This is a genomic window from Raineyella antarctica (assembly GCF_900092135.1).
Taxonomy (GTDB): Bacteria; Actinomycetota; Actinomycetes; order Propionibacteriales; family Propionibacteriaceae; genus Raineyella; species Raineyella antarctica.
In genome coordinates this window covers 358,620-382,639 of the sequence record NZ_FMYF01000001.1, presented here as the reverse complement: position 1 = coordinate 382,639, position 24,020 = coordinate 358,620, and the positions used below count along the sequence as shown (strand labels likewise).

Genomic DNA, 24,020 nt, shown 5'->3' with positions numbered 1-24,020 from the left:
GTGCCACAATGGGCAGCATGGCTGAAGACGAGGTGCCCCAGGAAACCACGAAGCTGCCGAACCGCCAGAGTCCCTTCTCGGACGCCTTCCGCGAGTTCATCGTCGGCGACTGGGCGCCCTATCCCGCCGACCTGCCGGAGCCGCTGCCCGCCACAGGGCCCGCGGCACGCCGCCGGAGGACCATCGGCGAGATGTTCCCAGGCGAGCGGCTGGTCCTGCCGGCCGGCGAGCTGAAGACCCGCAACAACGACAACGACTACCGGTTCCGGCCACACTCGGCCTTCGCGCACCTGTCCGGGCTGGGGACCGACCGGGAGCCGAACGCCGTCCTGGTCCTGGAGCCCACCGACGACGGCCACCAGGCCACCCTCTACTTCAAGCCCCGGGCCCCGCGCACCGACGAGGAGTTCTACGCCAGCGCACGCTACGGCGAGATGTGGGTCGGCCAGCGCGAGTCGCTCGACGAGATGGCCGCGATGACCGGGCTGGCCTGCGCCCCCATCGACCAGCTCCCCGACGCCCTGGCCAAGAACGCCGGGTCGACCAGGATCCGGCTGGTCCGGGAGGCCGACACCGCCCTCACCGCCCAGGTCGACGCGTTGCGCACCCAGGTCGGCGCCGAGCAGGACGCCACCGAGGGTGACGACGAGTTCGAGGTCGCGTTGTCCGAGCTGCGGCTGGTCAAGGACGACTTCGAGATCGAGCAGATGCAGCAGGCCTGCGACAAGACCTGCGCCGCCTTCGGTGAGGTGGTCCGGTCCTTCCCCGAGGCGGTCGCCAAGGGTCGCGGCGAGCGCTGGGTGGAGGGCGTCTTCGGCCTGTACGCCCGACACGAGGGCAATGCGCTGGGCTACGACACGATCGCCGCGGCCGGTGACCACGCCTGCACGCTGCACTGGATCCGCAACGACGGGGAGGTCCGCGACGGTGACCTGATCCTGGTCGACGCCGGCATCGAGGTCGACACGCTCTACACCGCAGACATCACCCGTACCCTGCCGGTGAACGGTCGTTTCACCGACCCGCAGCGCAGGGTGTACGAGGCGGTGCTCGCCGCCGCCGACGCCGCCATCGCGGTCTGCCGGCCGGGCACCACGTTCAGGGACGTGCACCAGGCGGCGGTCACCGTGCTGGCCCAGCACCTGTACGACTGGGGCCTGCTGCCGGTCACCCCGGAGGAATCGGTCTCCGAGGAGGGCGGCCAGCACCGGCGCTGGATGGTGCACGGCACCTCGCACCACCTGGGGATCGACGTGCACGACTGCGCCCGTGCCCGGGCCGAGCAGTACCGCCTCGGCGAGCTGCGCCCCGGCATGGTGATCACCGTCGAGCCCGGCCTGTACTTCAAGTCCACCGACCTGCTGGTGCCGGACGAACTGCGCGGCATCGGGGTCCGGATCGAGGACGACATCCTGGTCACCGAGGACGGCCCCCGGGTGCTGTCCGACAAGCTCCCCCGCCGGCCCGACGACGTCGAGGCCTGGATGGCCCCACTCCTGGAGGGATGAGGTCATGGCCCCGTCGCTGTTCCCGCCGCGCCGCCCGTCGACGCCCACGCCCCCCGCCCCAGCGCCCGCCCCCTCGCTACCTACCCCTGGTCCGGGCGCACCGCCGCGCACGCTCCCGGAGCGTCCCCGGCACGACTGGACCGCCGAGGGCTTCCCCACCGAGATCCCCGACTCGGTGGTGAACTGGGGCTGGTACGTCGACGGCATCCGCCAGGACTGCGCCGACCTCCAGGAGGCCACCGCGCACGCACTGGCGAACGAGGGCTTCGTCTGGCTCGGCCTGCGCGACCCCGACGACGAGGACATGGCCGGCCTGGCCCGCCGCTTCAACCTGCACCCGCTCGCGATCGAGGACGCCGTCGAGGGCCACACCCGCTCCAAGCTGGAGCAGTTCGGCCGCACCCTGTTCCTGGTCGTCTCGACGGTCGCGTACGTCCCCCGGCGCGAACGCCCCGAGACCTCCGAGATCGTCACCACCGGGCAGATCATGGTCTTCGTCGGCACCGCCTTCGTGATGACCGTACGCCGGGGCTCGCAGACCTCCCTGAAGCGGCTGCGCAAGTCGATGGAGAAGCACCCGGGCCGGCTGGTCCACGGCCCGGCCTCGGTGCTGTACGGGGTGCTCGACACGGTGGTCGACGACTACCAGCAGGTCGTCAACGACTTCGAGGAGGACGTGGACGAGGTCGAGGCGGCGGTGTTCTCCCCGGAGGGTGCCCGCGACATCGAGCAGGTGTACCAGATCAAGCGCGAGCTGATCGAGTTCAAGCGTGGCGTCGCGCCGCTCGGCGCGCCGCTGCATGCGCTGGCGACCCGTACGTTCAAGGCGATCCCGCCGGAGGCGCAGGCCTACTTCCGGGAGGTTGCCGACCACCACACGGAGGCGCGGGAGGCGATCCAGTCCTACGACGAGGTGCTCTCCACGATCCTCGCCGCCTCGCTGAACCGGCTGTCGGTCAGCGAGAACGAGGACATGCGCAAGATCTCGGCGTTCGTGGCGATCGCCGCGGTGCCGACCCTGATCGCCGGCATCTACGGGATGAACTTCGACCACATGCCCGAACTGCACACCCAGTACGGCTACTTCGTGGTCCTGGGGATCATCCTGTCGCTGATGACCACGTTGTTCCTGCTGTTCCGGCGCAACAACTGGTTGTGAGGCGGGGCCGTAGGGTCCGGGTGCCCACGGTCAGCGGAAGTCGTTGCGCCCGCCGGGCATCTGGGCGAGCAGCTCGCGGGCCTTCATGCTGACCTTGTGCTCGCAGAGCACCTCGTAGCGGGTCGCGATGGTCTGGGTCACCGAGGTGAAGTCGCGCCGGCCGCGGGTCATCAGGTAGCCGATCAGGGCGAACACCACGCTGATCACCACGCCGACGACCACGGCGATCGCCGCCAGCTCGTAGATGTTGGTCTGCGGGGGGTAGAAGAGCATCGCCATCACGCCGAACAGCAGGCCGATCGACAGGCCGTTGGACAGGCCCCGGTTGACCACGGTGCCCCAGTCCTTGCGGCCCGTGACCCGCTCGACCGAGCGCAGGTCGGTCCCGACGATGGCCAGGTTCTGCACCGGGAAGGACTTGTCGGACAAGTAGTCCACGGCTCGCTGCGCCTCCGCGTACGAGTTGTACGTCGCCAGCAGCTGGGGGAACTCCAGCTCGAACAGTGATGCCAGCCGGCGCGGGTCGGGAACGGCCATCCCTCAGTCCTCCTCCTGTGTCGGTGACATGCCGGCCGCGCGGCCGCGGGCAGCGACGGTGGCGGCCAGCTTCATCCCGGCCTCGTCCACCATCTCGTCGTCCACGACGATAGCGCCCACCGCGCCACCGGCCTGCGAGGTGGCCTCGGCGTAGCGGGCCATGATCCGCTCGGCCCGGTCGTACGCTGCCCGGTCCGGGGTGAAGGCGGCGTTGCCGGCCTCGACCTGGGCCGGATGCAGCACCCACTTGCCGTCGTAGCCGAGGGCCGCGACCCGGCGGGCGGCGGCGGTGAAGCCCTCCACGTCGCGGATGGCCACGTACGGCCCGTCGATCGCGGCGATGCCGTGGGCGCGCGCGGCGACCAGGATCGTCATCAGCACGTGGTGGTAGGCGTCGGCGATCTCGTAGCCGGCCGGCTGCGCGCCGACGTTGAGGCTCGGCATGCCCATCGACGCGGCGAAGTCGCCCGGACCGTAGACCAGGGAGCGCATCCGCGCGGAGGCACCGGCGATCGCATCCGCGTTGAGCAGGCCGCGGGCGTCCTCGACCTGGGCCTCGATCCCGATCCGGCCGACCGGCAGGCCGTGCGTACGCTCCACCTGGGTCAGCAGCAGGTCGAGCGCCCGGATGTGGTCGGGACCCTGCACCTTGGGCAGCACCAGGGCGTCGATCCGGTCACCGGCCCCGGCGACCACCTCGATCACGTCCGCGTAGGTCCACTGGGTGGTCCAGTCGTTCACCCGGACGGTGACCGTTGGAGCAGCCCAGTCCTTGTGCAGGTACTCCACGATCCGGCCGCGGGCCTCGGCCTTGGCAGGCGGGGCGACGGCATCCTCCAGGTCGAGGAAGACTGCGTCCACCCCCAGCCCGAGGCCCTTGGTCAGGAACCGGTCGCTGGAACCCGGCACGGCGAGGACCGTACGGCGGATGGCTGGCACAGCTGGCTGATTGGAGGACACCACACCGCAACCCTATTCGTCGGCTGCAAGCACGGGGTACTCTCCCCCACGTGAGCGCGACCAACTCCTCGATCTTCCTGTCCCGGCTGCGCCGACTGCCGGTGATGGACACTGCGGGCGACAAGCTGGGGACGGTCCGCGACGTGGTCGTCCAGGTCCGCTCCGCCGGCCGGGCCCCACGGGCGAAGGGGCTGGTCGTCGAGCTGTTCGCCCAGCACCGGGTGTTCGTCCCGATGGTCCGGGTGCACAACATCGAGGCGCTCCAGGTGACCATCTCCGGGGTGCTCAACACCCGACGCTTCGAGCGGCGCGAGTCGGAGATGCTGGTCTTCCACGACCTGATCGACGCCCAGGTGAAGCGCCGTGGGCACACCAAGCCGGCGTGGATCTACGACGTGTCGATCCGCCAGGCCCGGTCCCACGACTGGGAGATCGACGAGGTGGCGCTGCGTGCCTCCACCGGCCCGTTCGCCCGCCGGACGTACGACACGATCGTGGACTGGAGCGACATCGACGTGTTCGTCGTCGGCGCCGGACGGTCGACCCGTGAGGTGCTCGCCCAGCTGGAGGACATGAAGGCCGCCGACATCGCCCGCGAGCTGCACGACATGACGCCGCAGCGGCGCAGCGAGATCGCCCACGCCCTCGACGACGAGACCCTGGCCGATGCCCTCGAGGAACTACCCGAGGACGAGCAGGTGGAGCTGATCCAGGCGCTGGAGGTCGAGCGCGCCGCGGACGTGCTGGAGGAGATGAACCCCGACGACGCCGCCGACCTGGTCGCCGAGCTGACCCCGGAGGTCGCCGAGAAGCTGTTGGACCGGATGGAGCCGGACGAGGCCCAGGACGTCCGCCGGCTGATGGAGTACGGCGAGCACACCGCCGGCGGCCTGATGACGCCCGAGCCGGTGATCCTGGCCCCCGACGACACCGTCGCTACGGCCTTGGCCCGGGTCCGGAACGAGGAGCTGACCCCGGCCCTGGCCGGGATGGTGTACGTCTGCCGTTCCCCGCTGGAGGCACCGACCGGTCGCTTCCTCGGCGCCGTCCACGTCCAGCGCCTGTTGCGCGAACCACCCTCGGTGCTGGTCTCCAGCCTGGTCGACACCGACCTGGAGCCGCTCAAGCCCAGCGCGCACGTCTCCACCGTGAGCCGCTACTTCGCCACCTACAACCTGGTCTGTGCCCCCGTGGTGAACGAGGAGCGCCAACTGCTCGGCGCGGTGACCGTCGACGACGTCCTCGACGCGATGCTGCCCGATGACTGGCGAGGCGACCAGATGGACGGACTGGCCCCGAGCGAGGCGCACTGGAGCTCGGACCGGCACGTACGGGACCTGGAACTGCGCCGCGCGCGCACCCCCGACCGGCCGAAGGGGGCCCGCGATGGCCGATAGCCGCCTCAGCACGCCCGGCCGGATCTCGATCTGGCGGCGCAACAGCAGCGACGACGACACCTTTGGTCGGTTCGCCGAGACCTTCGCCCGGTTCATGGGCACCCCCGCCTTCCTGGGCTGGATGACCGTCTTCGTGATCATCTGGGTGGCCATCAACGTCATCGGCCTGTTCGGGCTGAAGTGGGACCCCTACCCGTTCATCCTGCTCAACCTGTTCTTCTCCACCCAGGCGTCCTACTCCGCACCGCTGATCCTGCTGGCCGAGAACCGGCAGACCGACCGCGACCACGTCCGGCTGGCCGAGGATCGCAAGCAGGCCTCGCAGAGCCGGGCCGACATGGACTTCCTCGCCCGCGAGATCGCGTCGCTGCGCGCCTCGGTCAGCGAGATGGCCACCCGCGACTACATCCGCTCGGAGCTGCGCAACGAGCTCCGCGAGATGCTCGCGGAGCTGGACGACGACGAGCGCGACGGTGAGGACCAGTCCCGCGGCGAGCGGGAGTGGCAGCGACGCACGCCTGTCGATCGTCCGTAGGGGCGGTTGCCCGGAGCGGTTAGCCTAGGGCGCATGCCTGACGTCGTGACGACTCCCCCGGACCACCCCCTGATGAAGGCCGTCGTGGCCTCGCTGTCCCGCGTGATGGACCCGGAGATCAAACGGCCGCTGATGGAGCTGGGCATGATCCCCCGGATCGACATCGACGCGGACGGGGTGGTGACCGTCGAGGTGCTGCTGACCGTCCAGTTCTGCCCGCTGCACACCACGATCACCGAGGACGTGCAGAAGGCTGTCAGCGGGATCCCAGGTGTGGCCGGCGCGAAGGTCGAGCTCGGGGTGATGACCGACGAGCAGCGCAAGGCGCTCAACGTCCAGCTGCGAGGCGGGGTCGAGCAGCACGAGATCCCCTTCGCCAAGCCGGGCAACCTGACCCGGGTGCTGCTGGTCTCCTCCGGCAAGGGCGGCGTCGGCAAGTCCTCCGTGACCGCCAACCTGGCCCTCGCCCTGGCCCGTGGCGGGAAGAAGGTCGGCATCCTCGACGCCGACATCTACGGCCACTCGATCCCCCCGATGCTCGGCCTGGCCGAGGCGCAGCCGACCATGGTCGGCGAGTACATCATGCCGGTGCCGTACGGGGACCTGAAGGTGATGTCGATCGGCATGCTCAAGCAGAGCCGTGACCAGGTGATCGCCTGGCGCGGCCCGATCCTGGACCGCGCCCTGCAGCAGATGCTCGCCGACGTCTACTGGGGCGACCTGGACTACCTGGTCGTCGACCTGCCCCCGGGCACCGGCGACGTCGCGATGTCGCTGGGCGCCAAGCTCCCCGACGCCGAGGTGCTCGTGGTGACCACCCCGCAGGCCGCCGCCGCGGAGGTCGCGGAGCGGGCCGGGACCATGGCCGACATGCTGCACCAGCGGGTCATCGGCGTGGTCGAGAACATGTCCTACCTCGAGGCCACCTGCCCGAAGTGCGGCGAGACCCACGAGGTCGACATCTTCGGCTCCGGTGGCGGCGAGCAGGTCTCCCGTACGCTGTCGGGCCGCCTGGGCTACGACGTGCCGCTGCTGGGACGGATCCCGCTGGACGTCACGCTGCGGGTCGCCGGTGACGAGGGCGAACCGGTCGTGGGCTCGGCCGAGCCCGGCCCGTCCGCCGCCGTGATCGAGCAGGTCGCCGCGACGCTGGCCGCCAAGCCCCGCGGCCTGGCCGGCATGTCGCTGGGCGTCACCCCGGTCCAGGGCTGACACCCGCGCCGAACCACCACCGGCCGGTCACGCGCCCCTGGGCGCGTGACCGGCCGGCGCTCGTCCTGGCGGTGCTTGTTCTGGCGGTGCTTGTTCTGGCGGACTAGGTCGCCTCGGGGTCGAAGGGTGCGCCTTCCCGGACGCGGCTGCCCGCCGAGGCCGCGGCCCGCGCCGCCGCCAGCTCACCGGCGTCGATCACGCCGTCGCCGTTGGCGTCGATGGTGCGACGGATGTCTGCGGCGGCATCGTCCAGCTCGGCGGTGGCCTCCCGCAGGGTGGCGACCAGGTCGTCCACCCCGTCCAGGCCGCCCTGCTTCATCACGTAGCGGCGGACCGAGCCCTTGGGGTCGGTGATGTCGAAGTCCTCGAAGCCCGGGCCGAGTTCGGAGCGCACCGACGTCTGCGCATTGTTGGCGACCTGGCGGAAGAACTGGATCAGCCGAGCAGCCTTCCGGGCAAGCTCGGGGAGCTTGTCGGGTCCCCACAGGATCACCGCAATCACAGCGATGAACGCGATCTCTCCCGCACCCAGACCGAACACGTCGCCTACGCTAGCCGACTCGTACGACCATGCCGGCACGCGCGTTCCGGACGGACGTCCCCACGGCCGGGCCGCGGGGACGCGGACGGCTCACGCAATGTCGGCCGCACGCAGGGTGGCGATGAACGCGTCGACCAGCGCCGGGGACGGCAGCACCTGCGGGGAGCGCAGGTCACCCACGGAGCGCCAGGTGCGCGCCAGGCCGGCCTTGACCATGCTGCAGCCCTGGGCGGCGAAGACGCCCTGGAACGCCGGCAGCGCCCGCTGGTGCAGGGCCAGCGCGGTCCGTGCGTCCCCGGCCACCCAGGCCTCGATCATGTCCTTGGCCAGGGCCCCGGTGAAGTGCGTGGAGGTGCCCACGAGGCCCACGCCGCCGACCGAGAGCAGCGGCAGGGTGATCGCGTCGTCACCGGCGTAGTAGGCGAGGTCCGTCTCCGCGATCACCTTCGAGGACTCGACGATCAGGCCCTTGGCGTCCTTGACCGCGACGATCCGCGGGTGCTCGGCGAGGGCGATCAGCGTACGGGTGTCGACCGGCACGCCGGCACGCGCCGGGATGTCGTACACCATGATCGGCAGGTCGGTGCTGTCGGCGGCCGTACGGAAGTGCGCCAGCAGGCCCTCCTGTGGCGGCTTGGAGTAGTAGGGGGTCACAACGAGCAGCCCGTGGGCACCGGCGGCGGCCGCCTGGCGAGCTAGCTCGCAGGTGTGCCGGGTGTCGTTCGTGCCCACTCCCGCGACAACGTGTGCCCGGTCGCCGACCTCCTCGACGACAGCCGCGACGAGTGCCGCCTTCTCCGCATCGGTGGTCGTCGGGGCCTCACCGGTCGTGCCGTTGACCACCAGGCCGTCGTGGCGCAGGTCGTCGACCAGGTGCGCCGCCAGTTCACGGGCGGTGGCGAGGTCGAGCTCCCCCTGGGCGTCGAACGGTGTGACCATGGCGGTCAGCAGGCGGCCGAACGGCGGCTGGGCGGACATGTGCGTGGGCTCGGGCATGGCGCGATTCTATGCCGATCTGTGACGGGACGGGTGGAGCGATCAGGCGATCGTGACGAGGACCAGCGGGTCCCCCTCGTGGACGACGTCACCGACGTTGACCACGACCTCTGCAACCGTGCCGGTGACCTCCGCGAGGACGGGGATCTCCATCTTCATCGACTCGAGGACCACGACCTCGTCCAGAGGCTGGACTGTGTCTCCGGGCGCGACGTGGACATTGAGGACGGATGCCACCAACTCTGCGACCACGGTGTGTTGCATACGGCAATGTTAGGGGCAGGCCCACCCCAATTCGTTAGTGTGGACGCGTGACCACGCGCAAGACCACCAAGAAGGCTGCCAGCCAGGCTCCTGCCGCGACGACCACGGGCTCGGGCTCCACCGCGAAGCGGAGCACGAGTGCGGCGAAGATGCACGACATCTTCAGCCCGACCGCTCCGGACAACCCGCCGGTGGTGGAACCGGCCCCGCCCGCCCCCGCGGGGGCCGAATCGGCCGAGCCCGGTGGTGCGCCCCGACAGGGACCCGACCAGGCCAGCTGGGCCCTCGCCGAGCACTTCCGCCACGAGGGACCCGAGGCCGCCGCCGCCCGCGAAGCCGCCGCCAGGAGCGGGATCGTCCCCGTAGCCCCCGGCGTGGCCACCATGCTGACCTTCCTGGCCCGGACCGCCCGGGCCCGCTCGGTCGTCGAGATCGGCTCGGGGACCGGCGTCTCGGGGCTCGCCCTGTTCGCAGGCATGGCCGGGGACGGGGTGCTGACGAGCATCGACAGCGACCCCGAGGCCCAGCGGGTCGCCCGGGGGGTGTTCCGCGACGCGGGCATCCCGAGCAACCGGTTCCGCCTGATCACCGGCGATGCGCTGTCCGTGATGCCCAAGCTGTCCGATGCGGCGTACGACCTGGTCTTCGTCGACGGGGACAAGCTCGAGTACGCGGAATACATCGAGCAGGCCCAGCGCCTGCTGCGCGCCGGTGGGGTGCTGGTGGTCAACAACGCCCTGTGGAACAACCTGGTCGCCGATCCGGCCAACGACGACAACGAGACCATCGTGATCCGCGAGGCCCTGGAGGCCGTCACCACGATGGAGACCGCCTGGATCCCGGCGCTGCTCCCGGTAGGCAACGGGCTGCTGGTCGCCTCCCGCGCCGACGACTGAGTCACCACCTCCCGCACCGCCCGGCTCACCGGCTGCACCGCCCCGCTCGAGCGCCGGACGCCGGTCGCCGGACAGGATGCCACGGCCACGACACCGCAGGCCACGACACCGCAGGCCACGACACCGCAGGCCACGACACCGCAGGCCACGACACCGCAGGCCACGACACCGCAGGCATGACGAGGGCCCCACCCGCGACGGGTGGGGCCCTCCCTGACGTCGAGCCCGGCGAACCGGGATCAGATGGCCTTGACCACGAAGTCCTTCGGGACCACGGTGATGCCACCGGAGGACACGGTGAGACCTCGCGCCCGGTCGGCCTCGTGGTCGACACCGACCTCGGCACCGCGCTCGACGATCACGTTCTTGTCGAGGATCGCCCGGCGGACGACGGCGTTGCGGCCGATCTGGGCGTTGTCCATCAGGATCGACTGCTCGACCTTCGACCACTTCTCCACCCGTACCTGCGGGGACAGCACCGAGGAGTCCACGTCACCACCGGAGATGATGCTGCCGGTCGAGACGATGGAGTCCTCCGCCGTGCCACGAAGGGTGAACTTCGCCCCCGGCAGCTGGCGCTGGTAGGTGAAGATCGGCCACTCGTCGTTGTAGAGGTTGAAGTTCGGCTTCACCGCGACCAGGTCCATGTGCGCGTCGAAGAAGGCGTCGATGGTGCCCACGTCACGCCAGTAGTTGCGGTCCTCCTCGGTCGCGCCGGGTACCTCGTTCTGGGTGAAGTCGTAGACCTGGGCGTCGCCCTTCTCCACGAACATCGGGACGATGTCACCACCCATGTCGTGGCGGGCGTTCTCGTCGGCGGCATCCGCCTCGAGGGCCGCGACCAGGGCGTCCTTGTTGAAGATGTAGTTGCCCATGGAGGCGAAGGACTCGTCCGGGCTGTCGGGCAGTCCGGGCGGGTCGGCCGGCTTCTCGAGGAACTGGCGGATCTTGGCGTCCCCCGCGGCGTCGATGATGCCGAACGCGCTGGCCTCGGCCCGGGGAACGCGGATACCGGCGACGGTCAGCCCGAGACCGGAGTCGATGTGGGCCTTCAGCATCTGGTCGATGTCCATCCGGTAGATGTTGTCGGCGCCGAAGACGACGACATAGTCCGGATTGGCGTCGCGGATCAGGTTCATCGACTGGTAGATCGCGTCCGCGCTGCCCTGGTACCAGTGCGGACCGAGCCGCTGCTGGGCGGGCACCGGCGTGACGTAATTGCCGATGAGGTTCGACATCCGCCAGGTGAGCGTGATGTGGCGGTCGAGGGAGTGGGACTTGTACTGGGTCAGCACGGCGACCTGGAGCAGACCCGAGTTGACCATGTTGGACAACACGAAGTCGATCAGGCGCATGGTGCCACCGAACGGCACCGCGGGCTTGGCCCGGTCGAGGGTCAAGGGCATCAGCCGCTTGCCCTCACCCCCGGCGAGGACGATGGACAGAACCTTGGGGCGGGACGTCATGCCTTGAACTTATGGCCCGCCACCGCCCCAGTAAAGCGGTTTGCCAAGTCTTTTCAGTTTCCTCACGCCGCCGTCACCCAACGGTCCGAGGTGTGGAACCATCACTCCATGAGCCTGAGTGTTTCGGTCCTGACCAGGGAGTACCCACCGACCATCTACGGCGGCGCCGGCGTGCACGTCCAACAGCTGGTTCCCCAGCTGCGAAAGCTGATCGACGTCGACGTGCAGTGCATGGGAGAGCCCCGCGAGGGCGCCACCGCGCACGCCGAGAAATATCCCGAGGGTGCCAACGCCGCCCTGCGGGTGTTCGGCGCCGACCTGTCGATGGTCGACGCCCTCCCCGAGGGCCTCGACCTGGTGCACTCCCACACCTGGTACGCCAACCTCGCCGGCCACCTGGGCGGCATCTTCCGCGAGATCCCGCACGTCGTGTCCGCCCACTCGCTGGAGCCCGACCGGCCCTGGAAGAAGGAGCAGCTCGGCGGCGGCTACAACCTGTCGTCCTGGGCCGAGCGCACCGCCTACAACGGCGCCTCCGCGGTGATCGCGGTCTCCAACGGCATGCGCAAGTCGATCCTCGCCGCCTACCCCGAGCTGGACCCGGAGAAGGTCCACGTGGTGCTGAACGGCATCGACCCCGAGGAGTTCAACCCCGACCCGAACACCGACGTGATCGAATCGCTGGGCGTGGACCTGTCCCGGCCCTACGTCGCCTTCGTCGGCCGGATCACCCGGCAGAAGGGCCTGGTGCACCTGGTCCGCGCCGCCGAGCAGCTCGATCCGGACACCCAGCTGCTACTGCTCGCCGGTGCCCCCGACACGCCGGAGATCGCCGCGGAGTTCAACGCGGCCTTCGCCCACCTGAAGGAGGCACGCGGTGGCGGCGTCACGTGGGTGCAGGAGATGCTGCCGCGCCCGAGCGTACGGCAGGTGCTGGCGCACGCCACGGTGTTCGCCTGCCCGTCGATCTACGAGCCGCTCGGCATCGTGAACCTCGAGGCGATGGCCTCGGAGACTGCGGTGGTGGCCAGCGCCGTGGGTGGCATCCCGGAGGTCGTCAACGACGGCGAGACGGGCCTGCTGGTGGCGTACGACCCGGCCAGGGCCGATGACCCGGAGTACGTGAAGAACTTCGAGACCGAGTTCGCCGCCAAGCTCAACGAGCTGGTCCGCGACCCCGCCCGGGCCGAGGAGATGGGCAAGGCCGGCCGCCGCCGCGCCATCGACGTCTTCTCCTGGGAGAAGATCGCCCAGGAGACCGTCGAGGTCTACCGCAAGGCGATCGACTACTACGCCGCCCACCCGGAGCTGAAGGCCGTCCACTAGCTGACGGCCGTCCGGCCCGGGCGCAGGTCACGTCCGGGCGCAGGCACGGCAAGCAACAGGCACGGCAAGGGGCCCCGGGATTCCGGGGCCCCTTCAGCACGTCCAACGTCGGGTCAGCGGATGCGGTGCCGCCCGGTGTGATCGCTCAGCCGACGACCGAGGACAGCGCACCGGCCAGTTCCGTGGCCTCGGCGGCATTCATCTCGACCACCAGTCGGCCACCACCCTCCAGCGGCACTCGCATGACGATCCCGCGGCCTTCCTTGGTGACTTCCATGGGGCCGTCGCCGGTCCGGGGCTTCATTGCTGCCATCGTGCATCCTCACCTCGTGTGATCGTACAAACCACGCCCATTATCCCGCATCGGGCAAAGAAGCTGGAGGCGGGGCGTCCCGGGGTGTGTCGTGCCACTCTCCGGTCCCGGCCTGCGGGCTCGACACCGGTCCGATCCACTGGTCCTCCACCGGGGGCTCCGGCATCTCCCCCAGCCGGCCCACGGCGGCCAGCGCCGCCAGCACCAGCACCAAACCTGCCAGGCCGACGAGCAACCACGGCATCACCGGGAGCCCCCCGCCCCTCGGGAGGCCGCGACCACGCTCGGGTGCGCGGCGCACATCAGCTCCACGATCTCCTCCACGTCGTCGGTGGCGTGCACCAGCTCGAGGTCCTCGGGCCGGACGTACCCCTCCGACACCATGGTGGCCCCCATCCAGTTGCGTACGCCGGCCCAGAAGTCCACGCCGTACATGACGATCGGGACGGCGGTCAGCTTGCCGGTCTGCACCAGCGTGACGGCCTCGAACAGCTCGTCCATCGTGCCGACGCCACCGGGCAGGGCGACCACCCCCGAGGCGTACTTCAGGAACATCACCTTGCGGACGAAGAAGTAGCGGAAGTAGATCCCCAGGTTGACGTACTCGTTGAAGTTGCTCTCGTACGGCAGCTCGATCCCCAGCCCGACCGAGACGCCCCCGGCCTCCGCCGCGCCGCGGTTGACCGCCTCCATCGCACCCGGGCCACCGCCGGTGATGACCCCGAAACCGGCCTCGGCCAGCCGGCGCCCCACCTCCACCCCGGCCCGGTAGTGAGGACTGTCGGGCCGGGTCCGGGCCGACCCGAAGACGCTGACCGCCGGTCCCAGCTCGGCCAGGGTCCCGAAGCCCTCGACGAACTCGGACTGGATCCGCATCACCCGCCAGGGGTCGGCGTGCACCCAGTCGGTGTCGCCGCGCCCGCTGAGCAGGCGCTGGTCGGTCGTGGTGGGCTGGAGGAGCCCCTGTCCGCGGACAACCGGACCCTGCCGGCGGCGTCGTGCACGAGGATCGCTCACGCGGTCACTGTACCCGGGCCGATCAGGCCCGCAGGCTCACGCGGTCAGCCAGGAGGCCAGCGCCGAGCGCACCGTACGGACCGACTCCAGCGAGCAGTACTCGTCGTCCTGGTGGGCCTTCAGCGGGTCACCGGGGCCGAAGTTCACCGCCGGTACACCGCGGGCGGAGAACCGCGCCACGTCCGTCCAGCCGTACTTGGGTGCCGGGTCGGTCCCGACGGCACGCAGGAAGTCCTGCGCCAGCGGTCGGTCGAGGCCTGGCCTGGCCGCTGGGGCCGAGTCGACCAGCACCAGGTCGTAGCCCTCGAAGTAGTCACGGACGTACCGCTCGGCCTGGGCCTGCGTACGGTCCGGCGCGAAGCGGAAGTTGACCTCGATCGTGCAGGCATCCGGAATGACGTTGCCGGCGACCCCGCCGGAGATACGGACCGCATTGAGCCCCTCGATGTACTCCAGCCCGTCGACGACGACCTTGCGGGGCACGTACATGCCGAGCCGGTCCAGGACGTCGGCCGCCTCGTGGATGGCGTTCACCCCGCGCCAGGCGCGGGCGGCGTGCGCGGCCACCCCGGTGACGGTGATGGAGAAGCGCATCGTGCCCTGGCAGCCGCCCTCGACCCGTGCGTTCGACGGCTCCCCGAGCACTGCGAAGTCCCCCTCCATCAGGTCGGGGCGCTCCCGCTCGACCGTGTTCAGCCCGTTCTTGGAGGCCTCGACCTCCTCGTTGTCGTAGAAGATCCAGGTCACGTCCCGGGACGGCGCCTCGAGCTCGGCCGCCAGGGACAGGGCGACCGCGACGCCGGCCTTCATGTCGCAGGTGCCCCGGCCGTACATCCGCTCCTCGCCGTCGACCGTACGGATCACCGAGGGCAGGTTGTCCGCAAGCGGCACGGTGTCCAGGTGCCCGGCCACGATCACCCGTTCGGCCCGCCCGGTGCGGGTGCGGGCGGCCACGTTGTTGCCCAGCCGGACGACCTCCAGGTGGTCACAGGCGCGCAGGGCGGCCTCCACCTCGTCGGCGAGCCGCTGCTCGCCGCCGCTGACGGACTCGATGTCCACGATCGCGGCGAGCAGGTCGATGACGTCGCTGCGCAGGTCCAGACTCATGGCTGCACCCTACTCGAGACAATTTCACGCCACGATTGGGCGCCTGCGGGTGCAGGGGGTTGAATCAGGTGGTGACTGACCGCAACGTGATCCGGGTCGAGGGAGTCGACCGCACCTTCCACCGGTACAAGATCCTGTTCGTGCTGATGGTGCCGATCGCGATGGCCCTGATGGCGATCTCGTCGATCAACGTTGCCCTCCCGTCGGTCGAGCAGGGCCTCGGCGCGACCGCCTCGGACGTCCAGTGGATCCTGTCGGGCTACGCCCTGACCTTCGGCATCACCCTGATCCCGGCAGGCCGGATCGGCGACTCGCTGGGCCGTGGGATGTTCTTCGTGATGGGGCTGGCCCTGTTCACGCTCGCCTCCCTGGCCTGCGGGCTGGCCCCCGACCCGGCGACGCTGAACGCCGCCCGGTTCGTCCAGGGCATCGGCGCCGGCCTCTACAACCCCCAGGTGATGGGGATGATCCAGCAGTTCTTCAGCGGTCGTGGTCGCGCCAAGGCCTTCGCCCTGCTCGGCATGGTGATCTCGGTGTCGGTGGCCGTCGGCCCGCTGCTGGCCGGCTCGATGATCGCCTGGCTGGGTCCGCAGTCCGGATGGCGCGCCTCGTTCCTGGTCAACGTCCCGATCGGCCTGGCCGGCGTCGTGCTGGCACTGATCTGGCTGCCGTTCGGCCGCGAGCGTCGCCGTTTCCGCCGGTCCCGGGAGATCCGGGCCGCCCGCGCCCACGGCGACACCAGCCGGCTGCAGCGCTCGCACCTGGACCTCGACCCGGTCGGTTCAGTGATGATGGCCGCGGCGGTGCTGTGCGTGATGTTCCCGTTCACGGCGCACGGCTCCCCGTGGTGGTGGCTGCTGGTGCCGGTCGGACTGGGCCTGATCGTGGCCTGGATCGCGTGGGAGAAGCGGTACAAGGCCCGCGGCCACGAACCGATGGTCGACCTGGCGCTGTTCTCCTACCACTCCTTCAGCTACGGATCGGCAGTCACCGGCACGTTCTTCGTCGGCTCCACCTCCATCTTCGTGATCGCGGCCCTGTTCGTGCAGCAGGGCCTCGGCGCGAGTGCCTTCGCAGCCGGGCTGGTCACCCTGCCGAACGCCATCGTCAGTGCCGGCGCGGCCGCCTGGTCCGGGCGGCACACCCTGAGCCGGGGCCGGGTGATCGTGGTGGCTTCGATCGTCACGATCATCATCGCCTGCCTGGGCGCGATCCTGGTCGCCTCGCTGGTCGTCGGCAGCGGCATCAGCTGGTGGTGGCTGGCGCTGCCGTGGGCGGTGGCCGGTCTCGGCCAGGGCGCGCTCGGCTCGGCCAACCAGACCCTCACCCTGGAGGACGTCCCGACGGCCGTCGGCGGCACCGCCGGTGGTGTCATGTCGACCGCCCAGCGGATGGGTACCGCCATCGGCAGTGCGGTGATCACCTCGATCTTCTTCGCCGCGTTCGCCTCGACCGGGGCGTTCACCGCCCTGCGCGACGCCTACCTGCTGATCAGCGCCGTCCTCGTCGTCAGTGCCCTGGTGGCCCTCGCCGACCTGCGCTCGGCCCGGGCCCGGGGCGTGCGGCACTGACCCCTCGCACCGTGGCATCGGTACGAGCCTCGGCCCGGCCGGGGGTCGTACGGCCACGAACACGGCAGGGTCGTGCTGGCCCGACTCGGTAGAGTCGGACCCATGACTGACAGCGCACGCACGGCCCACGGTTGGGGTCTGGCCACCGTCCACGAGTCCGGTCAGGTGCTCGACACCTGGTTCCCCGCTCCTGCCCTGGGCGACCCCGACGGTTCGCCCGCCCCGGCGGCCGTCAGCAGCGGCGTCACCACCGACGAGGCACGCCGGGTCCGTACCGAGGCGGTCCAGGTCAGCATCGACCTGGACGCCGCGCCGCAGGACACCTCGGACGCCTACCTGCGCCTGCACCTGCTCAGCCACTGCCTGGTCGCGCCGAACTCGATCAACCTGGACGGCATCTTCGCCGTCCTGCCGAACGTCGCGTGGACCTCCGCCGGTCCCTGCTCCCTGGACGACTTCGAGGAGACCCGGGCCCGCCTGCGCGCGAAGCTCGGCCACCTCACCGTGCTGAGCGTGGACAAGTTCCCGCGGATGGTCGACTACGTCCTCCCGGCCGGCGTACGCCTCGCCGACGCGGACCGGGCCCGGCTCGGCGCCCACCTGGCCAGCGGCACCACCGTCATGCACGAGGGCTTCGTGAACTTCAACGCCGGCACGCTGGGCCACTCCATGGTCGAGGGCCGGATCTCGCAGGGCGTCGTGGTCGGCGACGGTTCCGACATCGGCGGCGGGGCCTCGATCATGGGCACCCTGTCGGGCGGCGGCAAGGAGCGCGTCTCGATCGGCGAGGGCTGCCTGCTCGGGGCCAACTCCGGCATCGGGATCTCGCTGGGCGACAACTGCGTGGTGGAGGCCGGCCTGTACGTGACCGCCGGCACCAAGGTCGAACTGCCCGACGGCAGCACCGCGAGGGCCTCCGACCTGTCCGGCCAGGACGGCCTGCTGTTCATCCGGAACTCGCTGACCGGCGCGGTCCAGGTGAAGTCCCGGGCCGGCCGCACCGTCGAGCTGAACGCCGCCCTGCACGCCAACTGATGAGACCTCCACGCAGCTCGGTTCCCGCCACCCCCCGTCCCCGTCCCCGGTCCCGTCGGGCCGCGGGGTGCGGGATCGCGGCTGCAACCGCCTTCGTCCTGGTGCTGGCGACGGTCGTCGGCGCCGTGGTGTGGCTACGCAAGAACGAGTTCATCAGCCCCACCCCGTTCGAGTCCCGTTGCCGCTTCGTCGCCGCGAACAACTCGACGGTGCTCGACCTGGGGCAGGCGCACTACGCCGGCATCATCGTCGGCCGGGCGGTCAACCGTGGGCTGCCGGCCCGCGCGGGCTCGATCGCGATGGCGACCGCCTACCAGGAATCAGGCGTACGCAACCTGGACTACGGTGACCGCGACTCGCTGGGCCTCTTCCAGCAGCGCCCCTCGCAGGGCTGGGGAACCGCTGCCCAGATCCGCGACCCGTACTACTCCACCGACGCCTTCTACGACGCCCTGGTGAAGGTGGACGGCTGGGAGACCGGGGACATCAACACCGTCGCCCAGGCCGTCCAGCGCTCCGGCCACCCCGAGGCCTACCGCAAGCACGAGCCGAACGCCCGGGTGGTGGCCAGCGTGCTGGCCGGCCACTCCCCCGGTGGCGTCACCTGCGGCTACACCACCCCGGCCGCGGCCGATGCGCACGGCATGGCCACCTCGCTGCGGCAGTCCCTCGGGGTGAAGGCCCAGGTGAGCGCCGACGGCACCAAGCTCACCGCCACCGGCGCCTCGGTCGAACAGGCCTGGGCGATCGGTCACCATGCCGTCGTCAACGCGGGCGAGACCGGCGTGAGCAGCATCCGGGTGGCCGACCGCAGCTGGACCTGGAAGCCGCGCATCCTGCCGGACTGGACGACCGTCACGTCCGCCGGCGGTGACAGCCGCACCGTGACGATCACCTTCCGCGCCTCCTGAGGGGGCGCGGAAGGTGCCGCGGTTCAGGTGCCGCGGTCGTCGGGCGGCACGATCGTCAGGCGGTGAGCCGGCGCGCGGCCTCGGCGATCCGCTCGTCCGTGGCGGTCAGCGCGATCCGTACGTGTCGAGCGCCGGCGGCACCGTAGAAGTCGCCCGGGGCGGCCAGGATGCCCCGCTCGGCGAGCCGGTCCAGGGTCGTACGGGAGTCCTCGTCCCGGGTGGCCCACAGGTACAACGAGCCCTCGGAGTGGTCGATCCGGAACCCGGCAGCCTCCAACGCCGGGCGGAGCACCGCGCGGCGCGCGAGGTAGCGCTGCCGCTGCTCCTCCACGTGCTCCTGGTCGACCAGCAGCGCCGCCATGGCGGCCTGGACCGGTCCGGGCATCATCATGCCGCCGTGCTTGCGCAGCTCGAGCAGCTCGGCCACCAGCTCCGGGTCGCCGGCGACGAAGCCTGCGCGGTAGCCGGCGAGGTTGGAGCGCTTCGACAGCGACATGCAGGACAGCAGCCCGCGGTGGTCCTCCCCGCAGATATCGGGGTGGAGCACCGACCACGGCTCGGCGTCCCAGCCGAACTCTCCGTAGCACTCGTCCGAGGCGAGCACCGCGCCGACCTCGCGGGCCCAGTCGACCCAGGCCTTCGTTGTCGCGGCATCGAGGATCTCACCGGTGGGGTTGGAGGGGGAGTTGATCCAGACCAGCGACGGCCGGACGTCACCGAGCTCGGCCCGGAGCGAAGCCAGGTCGGTGGCGGCGACGACACGGGCACCGACGATCCGGGCACCGACCTCGTAGGTCGGGTAGGCGGTGGCCGGCACCACGATGGTGTCCTCGGAGCCCAGACCCAGCTGGGTGGGCAGCCAGGCCACCAGCTCCTTGGTGCCGATCACGGGCAGGACGCCGTCCCGGTCCAGTCCGACGGCCCCCCATCGTCCCGCCATGTACGCCACCATGGCGTCGCGCAGCTCCGCGGTCCCGACAGTGGTCGGGTAGCCGTGGGCGTCGGCGGCGGCGAGCAGCGCCCGGCGGGCCAGGTCGGGGGTGGGGTCGACGGGGGTGCCGACCGAGAGGTCACAGATCCCTCCGGGGTGGGCCGCCGCGGTGGCCTTCGCCCCGGCGATCGTGTCCCAGGGGAAGTCCGGCAGTCGATCGGCGACGCGACGCCGGGGCGGCCGCCCCTGTCGTACGGGCGCGCTGGCGGAGGTCGGGTCAGAGGTCACGACTGTGGGTCCTACTCGTGTCGGGACGACGTCGTACGTACGACGTCGAGGGGTGGCGGCCTGCGGCCGACGGTCCGGGAGGGCCGGGCACGGCTGCCCGGCCGGACGTGCCGGGTGCGAGCCACCGCCGGCAGCGGCGCGCACCCGGCACGGACGGGTCAGGCCTGGTTCTGCGGGGGCAGGGCCGCGATCAGCGGGTGGTCCATCTTCTGCGGGCCGAGCTTGGCGGCACCGCCGGGCATCCCGAGCGCGTCGAAGAAGTGGACGTTGGCGTCGTAGTACTCGGCCCACTCCTGCGGGACGTCGTCCTCGTAGAAGATGGCCTCGACCGGGCAGACCGGCTCGCAGGCGCCGCAGTCCACGCACTCCTCGGGGTGGATGTACAGCATGCGATCGCCCTCGTAGATGCAATCGACAGGGCACTCGTCGACACAGGCGCGGTCCTTCACGTCCACGCACGGCTGCGCGATGATGTACGTCACAATGGGCTCCTCAACTCGGCGCTCCCCCGCAGGAGGAGGCGGCCAGATCCTGGTGGCTCGGCCGGAGGGTCCGAGCCGTAGTAGTGACATTAGTATCTCCCGAGGGGAAAACTCGAGAGGGGCAGTGTCGGTGACTGAACTACCACCGCCGGGCAGACGGATCGCCCTGCGCTACCGCGACGATTCCGGGCCCCGGGAGCTGATCGGCTACGTGCGGTCGGTGGACCCGGAGGGCCTGTCGATGCTGGACCGCACGCTGGCCCCACGTCTGCTGGCCTGGCAGACGCTGGAGTCCTGGCGGGCCGTCCCCCAGGTGCCGCGCGGCCGCAATCCGCTCACCGCCGACCGGGCCCTGCTCGACCGGATGGCTGCGGACGGCCGGCTGGCCGCACCCGAGGACGACGCGCCGGACGCCCACCCGTCCGTACGGGACGAGGAATGCCTGGTGGCCCGGCTGGCGGACCTGCTGGGGCCGGACGTCCCCGACCAGCCCCCGGAGGCGTACGACCTGGGCGACTCCATCGCGGCCCGGGACCTGGCCGGCGTGCAGGGCCGGGCCCTGGTGGTCGGAGAGTGGGCGACGATCCGGCTCACCACTGCCCAGCAGGGGCGGACCGCCGCCTCGTCGGTCCCCGATGCGGGGGCCGGGCACTCCTCGGAGTCGGACGCCGAACTCGACGTCGTCCATGCCCTCGCCCGCTGGGCGGCCTACCGGGACGCCCGCAACCTGCAGGTCAGGGGCGCCCGGTCGGCCCTCGCGGGACTGACCGCGGTCAGTTGCAGATGATCTTGTCGGCCGGGTCGTACTTCCAGCTGTAGTTCTGCCGCTTGACCTCGGACCCGCCCTTGATGAAGGCGCGGTAGTAGGAGGCGGTGAACCCTTGGCTGGGCGACTGCGGGGTGCACTTCGGCCCCGTCTCGGTCCGGGTGGTGCCGGTGGTGAAGTTGGACTTCGTCGGAGTCGGGGAGTCGATCCGGTCGTACGGCGAGTCGCCCCACAGCTTGACCGTGAGCGCGCCGTCCTTGCCCGGCGAGGAGGCGGCACGGTTGGCCTCGATCACCACGGCGTGGTCGGTGTCGTTGCGGAACCGCAGGTCCAGCGAGCCGTAGTAGACGGTGGCCTCGCGCCCGGCCGGGTAGCGCTCGAAGTAGAGCGAGTGCGGGTGGTGCTCGACGTCCTCCAGGCCGGCCAGGAACGCCGCGTTGAAGATCGTGGTCGCACCCTGGGAGACGCCGCCGCCGACCTCCTTCACCAGCGTGTCGCCCTGGATCACCCAGCCGTCGGCGAAGCCGCTGGCGGCGTTGCGCTGGCCCACCACGTCGTTCATGGAGAAGGTCTCCCCCGGCAGGAGGACGTAGCCGTTGATCTTGCTGGCGACCAGGCCGAGGTTCGTGTTGCGGTAGTCCGCGTGCGGGAAGTTGGTGGTGAACTGCCCGATCACGCCGGCGACGTCGGCCTTCTTTGCGTCCTCGGTGGTGAACTCGGCGGGCACCGTCGTCACGGCCACACTGGCCTTGCGCGCCTCCCCCTTGGCGGTGAGCACCGGCTGGACGGCCTTGTACAGGTCATCACGGGACACGCTGGTCCCGTCCTTGGACGGCACGATGGAAGGCTTGCCCCCACCGAGCTGCCAGGTGGCGTCCTGTCCCTCCTTGACCCCCTTGAGGCGGCCGATCGCGGGCTTGGCGGCCTGCGCGAGCCGCTTGGGGTCGACCTTGCCGACGAGTTGGCCGTCCTTGACCGAGAACGTGGTGGCCTTCGCGATCATCGCCGGGGTCACCTCGAAGCTGCCGGCGTCGCCGGCGCTCACCCGGATCGGACCGGAGACGGCCGGGTCCGCCCAGTCGGTGCGGAACTTCTCGGCCTCGGCGCTGGTGACCTCGGGCTCGGTCTCCTTCGCCTGCACCGCTGCGGTGTCGGTCCGCAGGAAGGCGCCGACCAGGGCCGCCTCGACTGCCGCGGGCTCCACCGCGCGGGCGTTCACCGCCGGCTCGATCTGCGTCTTCGCCTTGTCGTCGTACGCCACGGCGGCGTTGCGTGCGTCGCGCTTGCCCTGCTCGGCGACCTGGGTCGAGGTGCGGTCCATCGCCGTCCGGTCGATGGCCAGGACGGGGGCTGTCTCGCCGCCGCCGACCAGGACCCGCCAGATGTGCGCCGGGCTCCAGCTGCGGCCGGCACCGGTGGCGTCGACGGTCGCCGCAGCATCGACGGACACGCCGGCATCGGCCGGCACGACCGGCACCTCCAGGTCGTCCCCGATGGTGAGCTTCACCGGCTCCTTCGCGCGCGGGCCCAGCTGCGCCTCGAGGGTACGGATGGCCTCCTCCCGGCCCATTCCGCCCACGTCCACGCCGGCGACCGTGACCCGCCGGGGCACGTTCTCCCCGGCAGCGGCGTAGCCGGCCACGTAGGTCGCGCCGGCGAGGACGACGACGCCGCCGGTCACGGCGGCGGCGATCCGCTTGCGTCGGGTCGACATGGTGGGATCGACACTCATGGGCGACGGGTCCTCTCAGGTACGGGCACAGACTCTTCACATCCTAGGCGGCTCCGGCCGGATCCACCGCCTCGGGAAGGCCCACCGTCTCGCAGGGCACACCACCGACACCGCCGGGCGCAGCTTCCCGGTGACTACCCCTGCTGGTCCGGGTCGAGGCCGGCGAACACGTCGGTCGCCCATCCTTCGCCGGGAAGCGGGACGCCGCCGGCGAAGCGGTAGTGCTCACGCGCCCAGAAGTGCCCGGCAATGTCCTCGGGCAGGGTCATGAACCCCTGGTCGGTGCGGATCTGGCTGCGATGGGCGCGCAACGCCGCCATCTTGGCGCCGACGTACTCGGGGGCGCGGACCTCGACAGCGATCGCCTCGTCCCCGGCGAACAGGGGTGAGTCCGGCTCGGTCGGCATGCCGTCCAGCACCTCGGGGAGCCCCTTGTCGGCCAGGAGTCCGCTGACCTCGGCGACCTGGGAGCGGCTCATCGCCGTCCACAGCGTCCGCTGCACCTGCCAGGCCGGTCCGAGGTCGGGGCGGTGGCTCGGGACGGCGGCCAGGGCCGTGGCGTACGTCGCCACCCGGTGCGCCTGGACATGGTCCGGGTGGCCGTAGCCGCCGAACTCGTCGTACGTGACCAGCACCTGGGGACGGCGGTCCCGGATCACCCGGACCAACTCGTTGGCCGCGACCAGCAGGTCGGCGGCGTGGAAGGAGTCGTCCCGGGTGGCGTCGGCGACCGTCGCGGTGCCGTCGGGCGCCCAGGACATCCCGGAGTCGCGGAAGCGGTGGTCGCCGCCGAGACGGACGTGGTCGGTCACCCCCAGGGCGGCCATCGCCTCGGCGAGCTCGCGCAGGCGGTGCTCCCCGAGGACGTCCTCGCCGTCACTGGAGAGGTGGGCGAGGTCGTCGACGACGATCTCGCCCTCCTCGCCGAGCGTGCAGGTGACCAGGGTGACCGCGGCCCCCTCGGCGACGTACTTCGCCATGGTGACGCCGTTGCTCAGCGTCTCGTCATCGGGATGGGCGTGGACGAGGAGGAGCCGGCGGGCGGCGGAGGTCTGTTCGATCACGACGCC

Annotated in this window: 24 protein-coding genes; 11 read left to right on the top strand and 13 right to left on the bottom strand. The window is 70.9% G+C overall.

Annotation, left to right across the window (positions count from 1 at the left end):
* Positions 1-8 precede the first annotated feature (8 nt).
* Positions 9-1,508 (top strand): aminopeptidase P family protein, encoded by a 1,500-nt coding sequence (locus GA0111570_RS01725; RefSeq protein WP_092605706.1) that lies wholly within the window; start codon positions 9-11, stop codon positions 1,506-1,508.
* A 4-nt stretch (positions 1,509-1,512) separates the two neighbouring features.
* A complete protein-coding gene (locus tag GA0111570_RS01720; protein WP_092605704.1) occupies positions 1,513-2,667 on the top strand; it encodes a magnesium and cobalt transport protein CorA in 1,155 nt (384 codons plus the stop codon).
* A 30-nt stretch (positions 2,668-2,697) separates the two neighbouring features.
* On the opposite strand, the gene GA0111570_RS01715 is transcribed toward GA0111570_RS01720, so the two are convergent.
* Together GA0111570_RS01715 and GA0111570_RS01710 are read right to left on the bottom strand one after the other, a co-directional pair.
* Positions 2,698-3,204, bottom strand: coding sequence for a YflT domain-containing protein (locus GA0111570_RS01715; protein WP_092605702.1), 507 nt, complete (start codon positions 3,202-3,204; stop codon positions 2,698-2,700).
* 3 nt (positions 3,205-3,207) lie between these two features.
* On the bottom strand, positions 3,208-4,143 hold the full coding sequence (locus GA0111570_RS01710) for an HpcH/HpaI aldolase/citrate lyase family protein (protein ID WP_092605700.1): 936 nt from the start codon (positions 4,141-4,143) through the stop codon (positions 3,208-3,210).
* Between the two features lie 71 nt (positions 4,144-4,214).
* Here GA0111570_RS01710 and GA0111570_RS01705 point away from each other — a divergent pair, with 71 nt between their 5' ends.
* From GA0111570_RS01705 to GA0111570_RS01695, 3 genes are read left to right on the top strand one after another with little or no spacing between them, the layout of a single operon-like run.
* On the top strand, positions 4,215-5,561 hold the full coding sequence (locus GA0111570_RS01705; RefSeq protein WP_217633966.1) for a magnesium transporter MgtE N-terminal domain-containing protein: 1,347 nt from the start codon (positions 4,215-4,217) through the stop codon (positions 5,559-5,561).
* Positions 5,551-6,096, top strand: a complete 546-nt coding sequence (locus tag GA0111570_RS01700; protein ID WP_092605698.1) for a DUF1003 domain-containing protein — start codon at positions 5,551-5,553, stop codon at positions 6,094-6,096. The genes GA0111570_RS01705 and GA0111570_RS01700 overlap by 11 nt, the downstream gene beginning before the upstream one ends.
* A 33-nt stretch (positions 6,097-6,129) precedes the next feature.
* Positions 6,130-7,308, top strand: coding sequence for an Mrp/NBP35 family ATP-binding protein (locus tag GA0111570_RS01695; protein ID WP_092605696.1), 1,179 nt, complete (start codon positions 6,130-6,132; stop codon positions 7,306-7,308).
* Positions 7,309-7,411: 103 nt separating this feature from the next.
* Here GA0111570_RS01695 and GA0111570_RS01690 read toward each other — a convergent pair whose 3' ends face one another.
* The 3 genes from GA0111570_RS01690 to GA0111570_RS01680 all read right to left on the bottom strand — a co-directional run bounded on the left by GA0111570_RS01690 (position 7,412) and on the right by GA0111570_RS01680 (position 9,109).
* Complete coding sequence (locus tag GA0111570_RS01690) at positions 7,412-7,849, bottom strand: Sec-independent protein translocase subunit TatB (protein WP_175557268.1); 438 nt, start codon at positions 7,847-7,849, stop codon at positions 7,412-7,414.
* A 90-nt stretch (positions 7,850-7,939) separates the two neighbouring features.
* Positions 7,940-8,827 carry a 4-hydroxy-tetrahydrodipicolinate synthase gene (gene dapA, locus GA0111570_RS01685; RefSeq protein ID WP_092605692.1) on the bottom strand — a complete coding sequence of 296 codons (888 nt, stop codon included), beginning with the start codon at positions 8,825-8,827 and terminating at the stop codon, positions 7,940-7,942.
* A gap of 60 nt (positions 8,828-8,887) precedes the next feature.
* A complete protein-coding gene (locus GA0111570_RS01680; RefSeq protein WP_092605690.1) occupies positions 8,888-9,109 on the bottom strand; it encodes a biotin/lipoyl-binding carrier protein in 222 nt (73 codons plus the stop codon).
* Positions 9,110-9,156: 47 nt separating this feature from the next.
* On the opposite strand from GA0111570_RS01680, the gene GA0111570_RS01675 reads away from it, so the two are divergent.
* Positions 9,157-10,005 carry an O-methyltransferase gene (locus GA0111570_RS01675; RefSeq protein ID WP_245702973.1) on the top strand — a complete coding sequence of 283 codons (849 nt, stop codon included), beginning with the start codon at positions 9,157-9,159 and terminating at the stop codon, positions 10,003-10,005.
* A 239-nt stretch (positions 10,006-10,244) separates the two neighbouring features.
* Here GA0111570_RS01675 and glgC read toward each other — a convergent pair whose 3' ends face one another.
* Entirely contained in the window at positions 10,245-11,471 is a 1,227-nt protein-coding gene (gene glgC / locus GA0111570_RS01670) for a glucose-1-phosphate adenylyltransferase (protein ID WP_092605688.1), read from the bottom strand.
* A 114-nt stretch (positions 11,472-11,585) separates the two neighbouring features.
* Between glgC and glgA the strand changes: the two genes are divergently transcribed.
* The gene (glgA, locus tag GA0111570_RS01665) at positions 11,586-12,797 is read left to right on the top strand and encodes a glycogen synthase (RefSeq protein ID WP_092606017.1); all 1,212 of its coding nucleotides are present in this window, start codon (positions 11,586-11,588) and stop codon (positions 12,795-12,797) included.
* Positions 12,798-12,942: 145 nt separating this feature from the next.
* Here the strand turns inward: glgA and GA0111570_RS01660 are convergent, their stop codons facing one another.
* The 3 genes from GA0111570_RS01660 to dapE all read right to left on the bottom strand — a co-directional run bounded on the left by GA0111570_RS01660 (position 12,943) and on the right by dapE (position 15,234).
* Positions 12,943-13,110: a DUF3117 domain-containing protein gene (locus GA0111570_RS01660; protein ID WP_092605686.1), complete on the bottom strand. Its 168-nt coding sequence runs from the start codon at positions 13,108-13,110 to the stop codon at positions 12,943-12,945.
* Between the two features lie 243 nt (positions 13,111-13,353).
* Entirely contained in the window at positions 13,354-14,127 is a 774-nt protein-coding gene (locus GA0111570_RS01650) for an LOG family protein (protein WP_092605682.1), read from the bottom strand.
* Positions 14,128-14,163: 36 nt separating this feature from the next.
* The gene (gene dapE / locus GA0111570_RS01645) at positions 14,164-15,234 is read right to left on the bottom strand and encodes a succinyl-diaminopimelate desuccinylase (RefSeq protein WP_092605680.1); all 1,071 of its coding nucleotides are present in this window, start codon (positions 15,232-15,234) and stop codon (positions 14,164-14,166) included.
* A gap of 71 nt (positions 15,235-15,305) precedes the next feature.
* On the opposite strand from dapE, the gene GA0111570_RS01640 reads away from it, so the two are divergent.
* From GA0111570_RS01640 to GA0111570_RS18320, 3 genes are all read left to right on the top strand, one after another.
* On the top strand, positions 15,306-16,805 hold the full coding sequence (locus GA0111570_RS01640; RefSeq protein ID WP_245702972.1) for an MFS transporter: 1,500 nt from the start codon (positions 15,306-15,308) through the stop codon (positions 16,803-16,805).
* Between the two features lie 102 nt (positions 16,806-16,907).
* A complete protein-coding gene (gene dapD, locus GA0111570_RS01635; RefSeq protein WP_092605678.1) occupies positions 16,908-17,840 on the top strand; it encodes a 2,3,4,5-tetrahydropyridine-2,6-dicarboxylate N-succinyltransferase in 933 nt (310 codons plus the stop codon).
* Positions 17,840-18,751: a hypothetical protein gene (locus GA0111570_RS18320; RefSeq protein WP_139283114.1), complete on the top strand. Its 912-nt coding sequence runs from the start codon at positions 17,840-17,842 to the stop codon at positions 18,749-18,751. The genes dapD and GA0111570_RS18320 overlap by 1 nt, the downstream gene beginning before the upstream one ends.
* A gap of 55 nt (positions 18,752-18,806) precedes the next feature.
* Here the strand turns inward: GA0111570_RS18320 and dapC are convergent, their stop codons facing one another.
* Positions 18,807-19,970 carry a succinyldiaminopimelate transaminase gene (gene dapC / locus GA0111570_RS01625; RefSeq protein WP_092605674.1) on the bottom strand — a complete coding sequence of 388 codons (1,164 nt, stop codon included), beginning with the start codon at positions 19,968-19,970 and terminating at the stop codon, positions 18,807-18,809.
* Between the two features lie 158 nt (positions 19,971-20,128).
* Entirely contained in the window at positions 20,129-20,452 is a 324-nt protein-coding gene (gene fdxA / locus GA0111570_RS01620) for a ferredoxin (RefSeq protein WP_092605672.1), read from the bottom strand.
* 130 nt (positions 20,453-20,582) lie between these two features.
* Here fdxA and GA0111570_RS01615 point away from each other — a divergent pair, with 130 nt between their 5' ends.
* The gene (locus GA0111570_RS01615) at positions 20,583-21,239 is read left to right on the top strand and encodes a hypothetical protein (RefSeq protein ID WP_139283113.1); all 657 of its coding nucleotides are present in this window, start codon (positions 20,583-20,585) and stop codon (positions 21,237-21,239) included.
* Here the strand turns inward: GA0111570_RS01615 and GA0111570_RS01610 are convergent.
* A complete protein-coding gene (locus GA0111570_RS01610) occupies positions 21,226-22,950 on the bottom strand; it encodes a VanW family protein (protein ID WP_092605668.1) in 1,725 nt (574 codons plus the stop codon). The two genes, GA0111570_RS01615 and GA0111570_RS01610, sit on opposite strands and share 14 nt — an antisense overlap.
* Before the next feature lie 134 nt (positions 22,951-23,084).
* Positions 23,085-24,014 (bottom strand): N-acetyl-1-D-myo-inositol-2-amino-2-deoxy-alpha-D-glucopyranoside deacetylase, encoded by a 930-nt coding sequence (mshB, locus tag GA0111570_RS01605; protein WP_245702971.1) that lies wholly within the window; start codon positions 24,012-24,014, stop codon positions 23,085-23,087.
* Positions 24,015-24,020 lie beyond the last annotated feature (6 nt).

What these genes read in the sequence shown, in the direction of transcription:
- GA0111570_RS01725 (WP_092605706.1), top strand. Translation starts at nt 9, where the DNA reads ATGGGCAGCATGGCTGAAGACGAGGTGCCCCAGGAAACCACGAAGCTG.
- GA0111570_RS01720 (WP_092605704.1), top strand. Translation starts at nt 1,513, where the DNA reads ATGGCCCCGTCGCTGTTCCCGCCGCGCCGCCCGTCGACGCCCACGCCC.
- GA0111570_RS01715 (WP_092605702.1), bottom strand. Translation starts at nt 3,204, where the DNA reads ATGGCCGTTCCCGACCCGCGCCGGCTGGCATCACTGTTCGAGCTGGAG.
- GA0111570_RS01700 (WP_092605698.1), top strand. Translation starts at nt 5,551, where the DNA reads ATGGCCGATAGCCGCCTCAGCACGCCCGGCCGGATCTCGATCTGGCGG.
- GA0111570_RS01695 (WP_092605696.1), top strand. Translation starts at nt 6,130, where the DNA reads ATGCCTGACGTCGTGACGACTCCCCCGGACCACCCCCTGATGAAGGCC.
- dapA (WP_092605692.1), bottom strand. Translation starts at nt 8,827, where the DNA reads ATGTCCGCCCAGCCGCCGTTCGGCCGCCTGCTGACCGCCATGGTCACA.
- GA0111570_RS01680 (WP_092605690.1), bottom strand. Translation starts at nt 9,109, where the DNA reads ATGCAACACACCGTGGTCGCAGAGTTGGTGGCATCCGTCCTCAATGTC.
- glgC (WP_092605688.1), bottom strand. Translation starts at nt 11,471, where the DNA reads ATGACGTCCCGCCCCAAGGTTCTGTCCATCGTCCTCGCCGGGGGTGAG.
- GA0111570_RS01660 (WP_092605686.1), bottom strand. Translation starts at nt 13,110, where the DNA reads ATGGCAGCAATGAAGCCCCGGACCGGCGACGGCCCCATGGAAGTCACC.
- dapE (WP_092605680.1), bottom strand. Translation starts at nt 15,234, where the DNA reads ATGAGTCTGGACCTGCGCAGCGACGTCATCGACCTGCTCGCCGCGATC.
- dapD (WP_092605678.1), top strand. Translation starts at nt 16,908, where the DNA reads ATGACTGACAGCGCACGCACGGCCCACGGTTGGGGTCTGGCCACCGTC.
- GA0111570_RS18320 (WP_139283114.1), top strand. Translation starts at nt 17,840, where the DNA reads ATGAGACCTCCACGCAGCTCGGTTCCCGCCACCCCCCGTCCCCGTCCC.
- GA0111570_RS01610 (WP_092605668.1), bottom strand. Translation starts at nt 22,950, where the DNA reads ATGAGTGTCGATCCCACCATGTCGACCCGACGCAAGCGGATCGCCGCC.